Annotated in this window: 5 protein-coding genes; 2 read left to right on the top strand and 3 right to left on the bottom strand. The window is 52.4% G+C overall.

Features of this window, described 5'->3' with window-relative positions; translation table 11 throughout:
* Positions 1 to 237: 237 nt before the first annotated feature.
* Positions 238 to 1320: a metallophosphoesterase gene (locus tag A8O25_RS20980; protein WP_066839401.1), complete on the bottom strand. Its 1083-nt coding sequence runs from the start codon at positions 1318 to 1320 to the stop codon at positions 238 to 240.
* Positions 1321 to 2076: 756 nt separating this feature from the next.
* Positions 2077 to 3462, bottom strand: coding sequence for an aldehyde dehydrogenase (locus tag A8O25_RS20990; protein WP_066839403.1), 1386 nt, complete (start codon positions 3460 to 3462; stop codon positions 2077 to 2079).
* A gap of 285 nt (positions 3463 to 3747) precedes the next feature.
* Here A8O25_RS20990 and A8O25_RS20995 point away from each other — a divergent pair, with 285 nt between their 5' ends.
* The gene (locus A8O25_RS20995; protein WP_066839404.1) at positions 3748 to 4224 is read left to right on the top strand and encodes a hypothetical protein; all 477 of its coding nucleotides are present in this window, start codon (positions 3748 to 3750) and stop codon (positions 4222 to 4224) included.
* 332 nt (positions 4225 to 4556) lie between these two features.
* Here A8O25_RS20995 and A8O25_RS21000 read toward each other — a convergent pair whose 3' ends face one another.
* A complete protein-coding gene (locus A8O25_RS21000) occupies positions 4557 to 10937 on the bottom strand; it encodes a T9SS type A sorting domain-containing protein (protein ID WP_161947808.1) in 6381 nt (2126 codons plus the stop codon).
* A 693-nt stretch (positions 10938 to 11630) separates the two neighbouring features.
* Between A8O25_RS21000 and A8O25_RS21005 the strand changes: the two genes are divergently transcribed.
* Positions 11631 to 12599 (top strand): AAA family ATPase, encoded by a 969-nt coding sequence (locus A8O25_RS21005; RefSeq protein ID WP_066839411.1) that lies wholly within the window; start codon positions 11631 to 11633, stop codon positions 12597 to 12599.
* The last annotated feature ends 69 nt before the right edge of the window (positions 12600 to 12668 follow it).

The raw sequence follows: 12668 nt of genomic DNA on the forward strand, positions 1-12668 counted from the left end.
GATTTTGGGTCCCGATGCTTTTTCCGTAACCTTTTGGCTTTGGTTTTTGGGAAATCAAAGTTTAGAAAACAGCACATCAAAAGAGGTTGCTGTGGCAGATTGCTGTTTAACCCAAGTTCTGATGCTTGCTGCCCTGCTGTGATAACCGCCCTGCCCTTTCAGAGAAGGGCATTTTCCTGCCGCTTTTGCAGATGATTCCCCTCTTGTGATGGCAACTTTAATAAATTTCAACTTGAGTTATTTAAACAGAGGCACGGTGAATTGGCTGTCCTCGTCTTCCTCCCACAGGTGGTTGCCGTTGGCCCGGGGGGCCATGGTGCGCACGCTAATAGTTTGTGCTTTCAGGTCAAATTTCATTAGGCGCATGAGGCCGTTTCCGCCGTTGCGCTTGCCTGGTTCACTGGTCCTGGACTGGTAATCTGCTAAGAAAGACTTTATGACGTTGCCGTTGAACTCGTCGCGGCGCAGGCCTTCTCCGGAGCGGTGGCCGGAAAGCATCATGAAAACGTTGGGAAACTTCTTGAACCGCTCGTAAATGCTCTTCCCTTGCGGGGTAAACTTGCTGGGGGTGCTGTTGTTGCCCGTGCCGGCAACCTCATTGCTCTTGCTGCCGGCAGGGCGGGCCAGGATGCTATGGCTCACAATGATGGCTTTGCGTTTGGCATGTTTGGTTAAAATGCTTTCGGCCCAGTCATGCACCTCCTTTTCCAGCGCAGCGTTGTATTCACTGTCTCCGGGTTCATTGTATTCCAGGTAGAGCACCAGAAAATCCAAGCCGCCGGCCGAAAATAAATCATAATGGTTGTCATTACTGTCTGAAGAGCCGTGGGCGCCACCGTAATAAGGGCGGGGCTCAAAATGTTTGCGCCCAAAGAATTGTTCAAAACCTACCCGGGTGCTGCTGTCGGTGGGGTTTCCGTTGGGAGTCTGGTCGTGGTTGCCTACTGCCACCCCGTAAGGAATACCATAGGGGAGGTCCTTGGTGGGTGCTTCCAGTTGGTAGAGAACCTTGCGGGCGCGGTCCCACTCCTCGGGTTTGGCCCTGCCGTGGTCTACTATATCGCCTACGTGGGCCACATACGCAATTTTCTCGGCGGCTTGATTTTGTTTGATCCACTTGATCTGTTCCTCAAACATTTCCATGGTGCCGCCATGCTTGAGGGCGGTATAATATTGAGTGTCTGGCAACACTACAATCTGGAAAGAATTTTCATCAGCTGCCTTTTCTACCTGGGTAGATTTGCAGGCAACAAGGCTCATGCAGAAATAGAAAGCCAGGGATAAAGGTTTCCTGAAAAAAGCTTGTGCGGTTTTTGTCATGTTATGGTTGGTTAAAAAAATGCAGAGCACAGGGAGTCGCCTGGGTGGGGAAATGAAGGGGTGGTGGCGTTTTGGGGGATGCAAGCCCTGGTGCGTAGTTGGCAAGGGCAATGCGGTTAATGTGAAGCCGGTTTTGCGGATTATAGTTAGAGGAGTGGCGGGTATAGCTATTCATTGTTTGGCTTCTGCAAGGGAGAGCCAGGGAGGCTGTCTCGTAAATGCCTGATGAAGGTGTACGGTTCTGCACGGGTAGAGATTTTTCTCTGTTTTCGGCCTGTCTTTCAAGAAACAGCGAAAAACAGAACAGAGTCTTCAAGATTTAATTTAGGAAATAGCTTCTGCCGTTAGGTCATTTTTGGGTGTGCCATGCCTGTGATTTTTAGTTTAAAAGTAGGGGTATGCCCAGTCTTGTTCCACTGTGTTCTATTGTTTGGTAAGAATAAGAGGAAATATAATTAAATAAAAATAAATATTTTTAAAGTTGTGCTGCTTCTGCTTTAGAAATGATGGAGACAGATAGATTCTGGTTTGCTGAGACAGGCCTTGTGAGGTCTAAATTTTGCTTTTGTGCTGTAAATCAGCCTCGCAAGAACCGGGCTTTGCCTTTTTTGCCCCAACAGCGCTGCCATGCTGTCCAATAAGTGCTGCGCCAGAACCGAATGCGGTGTTGTTCGCCGGCTGTTAAACCAAATTTTCATAGGCTCTTAGGGCTGTGGCTGGAATACATAGAAGGCTTTTGTCTTCTGGGGCAAGAAGTTAAATCCACTTGAACACCTTCTTCATCCAGCCCAGCTTCTTCAGGTACGGCGGGTACCGCAGCGGCAGGTCTGGCCAGAACGGCTTTTTTAACACACTTTTCTGGTGGGAGAACGCGTCAAAGCTGTACTTGCCGTGGTAGTTGCCCTGGCCGCTGGGGCCTACGCCGCCAAAGGGCAGGTGCGGGTTGGCCAGATGCGACACGGTTTCATTGATACAAGCCCCGCCCGACGACGTTTGCGCCAGCACCTGCTCCTGCGCCTTTTTGTCTCTGGAGAAAAAATAAAGGGCCAGCGGCTTGGGCTGTGCGTTGACCTGCTCAAGGGCGTCTGGCAGTGTGGTGTACGTAAGCACCGGCAGCAGGGGGCCAAAGATCTCTTCCTGCATCACGGCATCCTGCCAGGAAACGTTGGTGAGCAGGGTGGGGGCTATGTACCGTTCGTCTGCGTCTGTTTCGCCGCCCGCGAACACTGTGCCGCCCAGCAGAAGCTGGCTTAGCCGCTGGAAATGCCGGTCATTGACAATGCGGGCGTAGTCTGGGCTTTGTTTGGGTGAGGTGCCGTAAAAATGGGTAAGGGCGGTTTTCAGTTCTTCCAGCAGCGGTTGCTCAATGCTTTTGTGCACCAGCAGATAATCTGGGGCCACACAGGTTTGCCCGGCATTGATGAACTTGCCCCACGCAATGCGCCTGGCCGTTACCTTCAGGTCAGCGGTCTCATCTACCAGACAGGGGCTTTTGCCGCCCAACTCCAGCGTGACCGGGATGAGCTGCTGGGCGGCGGCCTGGGCCACAACCTTGCCTACAGGCACGCTGCCCGTGAAGAAGATTTTGTCAAACGGCAGGTGCAGGAGCTGCTGGCTTGTGTCTGCCCCGCCTTCCACCACAGTGAGGTAGTCATCTGGGAAATACGTGCGCAGCAGTTTGGCTGTTACGGCGCTGGTGGCCGAGGTAAGCTCAGACGGCTTGAGAATGGCGCAGCAGCCGGCGGCAATGGCGCCAATCACCGGAGCCAGCGTGAGTTGAAACGGGTAGTTCCACGCCCCAATGATCAACGCCACCCCATACGGCTCTGGGTAAATAAAGTCTTTGGAGGGGTAGTTCAGGAAACTGGAGGGAACGCGGCGGGGCGCCATCCAGTTTTTGAGGTGTTTCCGGGTGAACCTGATTTCAGCTAGCAGTATGGCCATCTCGGTGGCGTAGGTCTCAAAGGCAGGCTTGCCAAAATCTTCGGCCAGGGCCGAAGTGATGGCCTGCTCCTCCTCAATAATGGCCTGCTGCAGCCGTTGCAGCATCTGGCTTCTAAAGGCATAGGTGCGCGTATGGCCCGCATGAAAGAAAGCTTTCTGCCGGTTAAGTAAAGTAGAGAGGTCCGTCTGGTGCGTCATGGTAGGTCCGTGTCAAGAGGGTAAGATAGTGACAATACGCGGGTTGGGGGAGAAAGGGCGGTAAACTTCTCAGCAGGCGCGGCAGAGGGGGCAGGGAAAGTTTTTGGGCAAGAGTAGGGGAATTTCGTTTTTAGGCTATTTTTGCGAAAACAGCCCGAAAACGGGAAAAACAAATAAAAGTTTTCACGGAAATTGACCGCCATTTTTTGGGGTGGCTTCGTAAAAAGGAGACCGCCAACGGCAGGGTCCTAACACTTATTTAACAGCGACTAAAACAGTACAAAGATGGCACCACGCGGCAACTATGATGACGAATACGGCTATGATGAGGATGACTTCAAGAATAGCCATTTTGATGATGAGTTCTCCTTTGATGATGACGAAGATGAATTTGCAGATGGGAAAGGCGGTTTTGGTCCAGATGACGATGAGGAGGTAAACCTGCCGTATGAGGGGGAGTTGTTCAACGAGATGCTGAGCAAGCTGCACGGTACCCTGATCATGTACGGTGAGGATGACGCCCAGATGATGGACCTGCAGGCCGAGTTGCTCAAGGTAGACATTGACAAAGGCACAGATGCCGTTGATGACATGTTCTACCTGGAGGAGGCCAGCCTCATTGCCAAGGTCCTGAAGAAGTACAGCGCCGTCTCCCCTAAGATTAAGGAGATCCATGACAACTTCATGAAAGACATTACCCGTTTCAGTGATGAGTCTGCTGAAGGGCACGTAGGAGACTACTACCTGGAAGACGAAGAGTAAAAGCGGGTGGCACGTCAGGGATTTCTGTTTTCGGCCTGTTTTCCGGAAAACAGGCGAAAACAGAAATCTGATACCCCCTTGCATTTTCGGCGGAGCCGCCTCCCAACCATATTCTTAAATAAAAAAGCAGGCCTCAGAAAAGGCCTGTTTTTTTATTGGGTGTGTGCTCGCTTAACGCGTGTTTAAAATCTGACTTTTGCGCTGCAAACGGGGCAAAAGAACCTGACCTCCCGGTTGCCTCGCACCATGCGGTGCTCTGCTGCTCAATGAACGCTGTAGAAAAACCTTTCGCTCCCCGTTTTCACCTGCAAAATCAATTTATAAACAAGCGTTTAGCGTTTTATCACCTTTAAGGTAGTGTCTGTGGCAGCGCTTCTTACTTTTATAAGGTAGGTGCCCACTGCTACCTTGGAGAGATCAAGTTTCTGAACTGAGGCCCCTGGCACCTCCTGGGTTTCTACCAGTCTTCCGTCTAGCGCGTGAACCGTTATGGTTACCCTGGCGGCGGTTACTGCCGTCAGGTCCAGGTTTACCACGTCACTGGTGGGGTTGGGGTAGAAGCTCACCTTCACCTGGGCCACGGGCACGGCGGTAGCCTTCACAGAGATGACCTTGCTGTACTCATACTTGCCGTCATAGTCTACCTGCTTGAGGCGGTAGTAGGCGGTGCCGGTGAAGGCGCTCTTGTCAAGCAGGCTGTAGCTCATCTTCTGGTTGGTGGTGCCGTTGCCGGCCACCTTGCCCACGGTGCTGAAGTTCCTGCCGTCTGCGCTGCGCTCCACCAGGAAGTACTCGTTGTCTTTCTCTGAGGCGGTTACCCAGCTCAGCAGCACGCCCTGCGCCTGAGACTTCGCTTCAAAGCTTACCAGCGTGACCGGCAGCACGGTGGTGGCACTTGTGGAACGGAAAGCGTACTCATTGTCTGAGCCGGTCTGCATGGAAACGGTATGGCCGCCGTTGTCTGTGTCAAACAAGTCAACTAATCCGTCATGATCTGAGTCATGGTAGTAGCTGGAGGACTTGTTTAAGAAGGCTGGGTAGCCGTCTTTCAGTTTCAGCCAGTTGGGTACTGTGCCAGTGCCCATGTCTGAATTCACGTACCAGCCTTTGTTATTCAGCTCCTCAAACAGAGTGGCGCGGGCCTTGAGATCATCAAGAGACATGCCGTTTCCGTTGTCATCAAACGCCTCTACATAGTCTTCTGACAAATCATTGTCACTGTCTCTGTCAAGGTAATCTGGCGTTTTGTCTTTGTCTGTGTCTATGGGCACAATGGCAATGCCGCCGGTAGTAGGGTCATACGCATCATTCAGGCCGTCAAAGTCACTGTCAGAATCTGAGCGGAAAACATAGCGGGCTGTGGCCTGTGCCTCCAAGTTGTCTGAGATGCCGTCATTGTCAGCATCCAGGTCTTCATAATCCTGCTGGCCGTCTGCGTCTGAGTCTGGGTTAGGCAGGATAGACACTCCGCTATTGTTGGCTGTTTGGGCGGTAACAGGAATCCCGTTGGCACTCACTGCTCCTTTAAAGATTCCGGCAGCTGCATCATAGAGAGTGCTGGAGGGAACAATGCCTCTATTGGCCTCTACGGCATTGGGTATGCCGTCTCCGTCAATGTCAATGTCAAACTCGTTGATGAGGCCATCCAGGTCTAAGTCAAATGCATCATTGGCTTCATCATTGTTCTTGTCCTGGAAAACCCCAAAGACAGGGTGCACGAAATCAATGTCCAGAAAATTAGGAATGCCGTCATTGTCTGCGTCGCCTAATGGGGACGTGGCACTGTCAAGACGAGGGTTGAAGACCCCATCATTGTTGGCATCTAAGTCCTGGGCATCTGGAACCCCATCGTTATCCCAGTCATTAGAGATAGTGAAAGTAACAGTGCTTTCTGAGACACCGCCAACGGCATCAGATGTTTCAATGGTAAGGGTATACGTACCCGGTACCAATGCAAATCTCTTATCAACTTCAAGCTCACCATTGGTGCCAAAACGCAAGCCGGCCGGTAAAGCACCATTGATAACCCTTGCATTCAGGATTACCCCGTCTGGGTCACTGGCTTCAGCAATATGGTCACCAGACTTAAGGGCAAACATATGCTTGCTGGTAAACAAGGACGTATAGGTTGCTTCACGGTCAACAGAGGTAATGTGCACAACTGTGCTGTTATTGCCATTCTGAGTGTTTCCGCCGTTGGGGTCAAATTCGTTTGCGGTGTATTTGTAGCCTAAGCTGTTCAAGACGCCAATGGTGGTGGGCTCTACCAGCAAGGTAATGGTTTTTGACTCGTTCACCCCCATGTTTCCAATGATCCAGAGGCCTGTGGCGATATCAATGCTGGTGCCGGCTGGCGTAACTGAGCTGCCAGGTACCAGCTTCAGGCCGGGGGCAACCCCAGCTGCCAGTACTACGCCGGTGGCCGGGTCTGGACCCAGGTTGGATGCCGTAATAGAGACCAGATACTGGCCGCCTACATAGTAGGGGCCGCTTGCTACATTGCTGCTGAGGGCAATGTCTGCCGTGGCAGATCCTTGAATGCTCGCCGTCTGGCTGTTATTAGAGGCTATATTGTCATATTGATTAGAGGCCACTACGGCAGCAGTGGTAGAATAAGCGGTGGCCATTTGTGGTTTAACCGTGATCACCAACGTTTGGGCATTCGCAGCGCCTGGCAGAAGGTCAGAACCTAGGGTCCAGCGGCCAGTGGTGGCGTCATAACTGCCAGAGCTGGCCGTTGCGCTCACAAAGGTTAAACCAGCCGGTAGTTTGTCTTCAATCACCACCCCTGTAGCCGCGTCTGGGCCGTTGTTTTGAACTTTCACGGTGAAGCTGGTTTCCTGGCCATTGTAGAAGGTAGGAGACGCAGCCGTGTTGGTGACCGCTAGCTCGGCCACTGGCAATACGTTCAGCAGTGCCACTGCCCGGTTGTTTTCAGTGATGGGGTCATAATGGGTTTGATTTGTAATGCCGCCCCCTAGAAACAAACGGCCATTAGCGTTTGGAATCCCCTTTAGCTCCAGTGTTTTAGATTCTCCTACAGCCAATGTTCCCACATGCCACATACCAGTGGCCATAGAGTAGGTGGTGCCGGCTGGAACAAGTAAGCTGGAGGGGATAAAGGTGATGGTGCCGGTACGGGTATCCATGCCTTGTAAATCAGTTGCCACATCTGGGCCGTTGTTAGTGACGGTCATCCGGAAAGTAGCTTCTGTTAGGTTGTGGTAATAATTACCAGAGGGATCATTGCTGGTCACCGTGAGAAAGGTTGACACCTCAGCCGTTTTGCGCACAACAACAGCGGTAGAGGCGGAGTTGTTAGAGCTGACATTGTCTGTTTGAGCCGGTGTGCCGGTGCGGCTAGCGGTAAAGGTATAGGTTTTGTCTCCGGTCACAGAGGCATCCACATTAGGGGTTCCGGTTACAATCAGTTCAGCAGTGGTGCCGGCCGCCAGAGAGGGGATCTCCCACACGCCGTTGGTGTAAGTGCCTACGGTGCCACTGGTGCCGGTAAAGGTAAACCCTGCCGGAAGCGCCGCGGCAATGGTCACATTGGTGGCTGCGTCTGGACCCGCGTTAGAAACTACAATCTTAAAAGGGATGGGCTCTTTGGTGTAATAGTCAGTCTTAGGCGTAGATACGGCAACGGCAATGTCTGCGGTGACCACACCGCTACCAGATCTGATACTGTTTGAGGCGCTGTTGTTTGAACTTACATTGTCATACTCTGTATGGGTCTGCGTTGCGGTGGTGGTGATAACGGCGCTCTGGTTGATGGTGGCGGAAATAGTCATGGTGGCGGTTGCGCCGCTGGCCAAGGTGCCTACATTCCAGGTAAGGTTTCCGGTGGTGGCGTCAAAGGTGCTGGTACCGGTAGAAATAGTTCTGCTGTTGTAGGTCAATGAAGCGGGTAAATTATCTGTTACCACCACATTGGTAGCGGCACTAGGCCCATTGTTGGTTACCTGCACGGTATAGGTGACCGTTTCGCCATTGGCGTAGGTGCTGCCAGCAGAGGGTGTAACAGTATTGGTCACGGCCACATCTGCGGTTGCTTTTACCGTGATGGTGCTGGAGGCGGTATTGTTGCTGCTCTGGTTGTCAAACTCAGCATGGGTCTGGGTAGAAGACAGGGTATAAGTGCCGGTATTGGCGGCTTTAGCATACACGGTCAAGGTCTGGGTAGCGCCGGTAGCCACGGTTCCTACTGTCCAGACACCCGTAGAGGCGTTGAACGTGCCTAAACTGGCACTGGCACTCGTGATGGTCAAGCCAGCCGGAATCTGATTGGCAACCGAAACAGTGGAGGCGTTATTAGGGCCGTTATTAAGTACTTTAATGGTAAACATGACCTCTTCATTCTGGCCGGGGTTGCTGACCGACACAATGCTGGTCACGGCCACATCTGCAGAAGGGGCTACTGTGATAGTGGTAGAGGCAGTATTATTGTTGCTGTTCTCATCTAATTCAAACCCGGTACGGCTGCCTAAACTAGCCGTAGTGGTGATGGAGCCTGAGGTAAGGGTTCTCGCCACCAGGGTTAGCGTTTTAGTCTCATTCAGGGCCAGCGACCCTACGGTCCAGGCACCGGTGGCGGCATCATAGCCCGCAGGAGCGGCGCCTTGTAACGTTAAGCCAGCGGGCAGTTTATCTGTAACCACCACCCCTGTTGCCGCATTAGGGCCCAAGTTCTTAGCCGTCACGGTATAGGTGACCAATTCCCCGTTGTTATAAGCGGTTTTGTCACTTACATTCTTTACCTCAATGTCAGCGGCGGCCTGCACGGTAATGGTGGCGGTGGCGCTATTGTTAGAGGCCACGTTGTCAGGCTCAGTGTGTGTCTGGGTGGCAGTGGCAGAAATGGTGCCCAATACCAACGGTTTGGCAGTGATGGTTAAGGTCTTGGAGGCTCCTATGGCCAGGGAGCCCACATTCCAGACACCGGTGCTAGGGGAGTAGTTGGTTGCGTCTGAAGAGCTTACAAACTCTAATTTGGTTGCGTCCAACTTGTCTGTTACCTGCACGTTGCTGGCGGCAATAGGGCCGTTGTTTGTCACCGTAACGGTGTAGGTGAAAGACTTGCCAATAGTGTACGGCGCAGTGGCGGCGGTGTTGGTTACCGCTACATCTGCGCTGCAGTCATAGTTGAACGTGGCAGACTGAGTGGTAGAGGCGGTATACCCGTACGTCCAGGTGTTAACGGTTTTTAAATCCCCGGCCGTGGTAGAGGCAGATCCCCAGCGGTGCACACCAGCGGTAGATACCACCCCAAAGAGTTCTGTCTGCGGGGCCGGAAAAGAAGTAGTAGGCAGGTTGGAGTCATCCCAGAACAGGAGGGCATTGTAGTTAGAACCCGCAACCGGTCTCACGTCTTCTACCCTGAAACCGTCTGCGTTGGCCTCAGCATCCCACACCGGGAAATGCACGGCCGCACTGTTGTTCCGGAAGAAGTAATTAAGGGTGGTGTTTCTGGCTACCACCTGGCCCAGGCCGTTGAGGCCGTTCCATTCTACGGTGCGGGCACCCTTGGCCCCGGTTGACTCTAAAAGCACGTCAGCAGTACCGGCTTGGTAGCCGTCAACGCCGTTCAGGTTGATCAAGACCACAAAAGTGCTGCTTTCAGTGGTGTTCAGGTTAAAAACAGACTTGCCGCCTCCCGTTGCGGTGTTGCAGCTGGAGGAGATGCCTACGGTAAAGGTGGGGGCGTCAGCGCTGGGCCAGATGCTGGGATCTGGGTTGGTTACGAAGTTGGCGTATTCTGGGTAGTCTGTCTGGCTGAGCTGTGATTTCCTTCGCGCTGTATAGGTACTGCCGGCGGCTGTGGTAGAGCCAAAGCTGTTGGTCACAAACCGGAAGAAGTTTTGTGGGGCAATGCCTGCCAATTCTATTTTCTTTACAAAGAACTTGCCTGGCTGGTCAGCGCTCGGGATCAGGGGGAACATGTTGAAATCTTTGGAGAACACATTGCTGGTGCCTCCCGCAGAGAATGACCACAGCTTACTGCGCATGCGGCCCTGGCGCTCCACACCCGTTCCGTCAATAACGGTGAAATCCCAGAAGTCATACACAGAGAACCGGCGGCCATCATCGGTCCAGCTGGATTCACCCACCTGGGTGAACTCCACCCAGTAGTCCTGGTCTGCGCCGGTATTGTTCGTGATGATGAGCGGCTGGTAGCCCCCAGTGTTGCGGGCTACCCCGCTCCATGTATAAGACGGGCCAATAGATGACTGCGAGGCATCATCAATCACACCCGCCTGGTTGGTGTTGAGCAGCATGTGCCGGGTAGAATTCTGGTTGCGGGTCAAGGTGGTCTGCTGCACAATGATCCCTGCCGGGTCTGTGGCAGACGGGCGCCTCACGGTAAGCACCAGGTCTGCCTGGTTGGCAGTGGTTTGGTCATGAATGGTGCGGTGTACCCCGTATAACAGGTATTCACCGGCTTTTACTCTAATGGTAAGCCGGTGGTCATCTGAATACGCAGAGCCGTTTCTGGTAAACCCGTAGGGCTTTAAAAAGCTAAGGGAAGTAATGGCCACCCCAGTGGCGCTGGGAAAGTTGGCATCATGGGCCAAATAGCCCGCTTTGTCGTTCAGCGTGCTGGTGAGCGTTGCGGTTGACTTGTTTGGGGTAAGTTGCTTTGAGCCTTCACCGTACATGGTGAAAGGCAACAGGAGCAAAGCGAAAACGAGTAAACGGAGATAGTGTGCCATATACTTCTTGTGATTAAAGATTTCTGTTCTGCCTTTGGCGAAGGCTGCCGCACAATTCAACTTCCAGAATGGCCGGTAAAGGCACCTTTCAGTTTCCCTAGACAGGGCAAAATTGAACATTTAGTTTGTGGCAGCTGGTTGGTTTTCGGTCAATCCAAGGCTGGTCACGATGAACAGAAACTGGTTTAGGCAGAGCCAAGGGACTACCCGATGAACACTCGGTTTTGGACGGTGAGTAAATAGACCCCTCAGAAGAGTACTATAATCAAATGGGTATTGTGCCTTTCTGCGTTAAATCTTTGAGGAGTTTGCGGAAAGTATCATATATCTATATGGTTTATTCTATATATAGATATTCTAGTAGTGCCGCTGGCCAGTATACAGGTGAAAGAGATTAGGCAAAGAAAAGAGACAGGTGCCTTTCTCTGGAAGGAGCGCGGTGTTTGGTTGGGTGTGCCTGATTCTACAAGAACTGCGTTTGGAAACTAGACGTTTGTCAATGCGAGGGCGAACGCTTCTGTTTTAGGGCTGTTTTCACGAAAACAGCCCTAAAACAGAACGGGTAAAACAGAGTGGTAGGGGGAGGCAAAGGCGCGGGGCAGAAATTTTTGAAACACCGGGCGCTTCCTAATATAAGGGTAGGTTTGCTCTATGTGCCCCAGATTTCCTACCTTAGCTTTTTAACTTTTTGAAATGCAGACTGACGAACTTACATACCAGGAGAGAATTCGGGAGCACCAGCTTAAGATCAAGCAGGTGTTCAGAGAGATGGGCAAGGTGGTGGTAGGGCAGCAGTATATGGTGAACCGCCTGCTCATTGGCTTGTTTACCAACGGGCATATTCTGCTGGAAGGGGTGCCAGGTTTGGCCAAAACCTTAACTATTAATACGCTCGCCAAAGTACTGCACCTTGATTTTCAGCGCATTCAGTTTACGCCAGACTTATTGCCCTCAGATTTGGTGGGCACCATGATCTATAATCAAAGCTCCAGCGCCTTTGAGGTAAAGAAAGGCCCCATCTTCGCCAATCTGGTGCTGGCAGATGAGGTGAACCGCTCCCCCGCCAAGGTGCAGAGCGCGCTGCTGGAGGCCATGCAGGAGAAGCAGGTGACCATAGGCGAGAAGACCTACCGGCTGGACCTGCCCTTTCTGGTGCTGGCCACCCAAAACCCCGTGGAGCACGAGGGGACCTACCCGCTGCCGGAGGCGCAGGTAGACCGCTTCATGATGAAAGTCTACGTTGATTATTTGTCTAAGGCAGATGAACTGGAGGTTATGCGCCGCATGTCTAACCTGTCTTACACCAGCACGGTCAACACCATTCTCACCAAGCAGGACATCTTTGACATCAGAAACGAAATAAACCAGGTGCAGATTTCAGAGACCCTGGAGCGGTATATTATTGAGCTGGTGTTTGCCACCCGTAAGCCGGCAGATTATGATTTGACTGATTTTGCCCAATACCTCCAGTTTGGGGTTTCGCCGCGGGCGAGCATTGCCCTGAACCTGGCCGCCAAAGCCGTCGCTTTCTTTGATGAGCGGGACTACGTGCTGCCAGAAGACATTAAAGAGATTGCCTCAGATGTGTTGAGCCACCGCGTGATTCTCAACTATGAGGCCGAAGCCGACAACACTTGCCGGGGTACGGCTGGGCCAAGGTGAGCAAGGAGTCACGGGAAAAATGGGGCAAGATGATCAAGTACTATCTGCAGAACCGCCCAAACCTGGCAT

The organism is Rufibacter ruber (assembly GCF_001647275.1).
In the GTDB taxonomy this organism is placed as follows: Bacteria; Bacteroidota; Bacteroidia; order Cytophagales; family Hymenobacteraceae; genus Nibribacter; species Nibribacter ruber_C.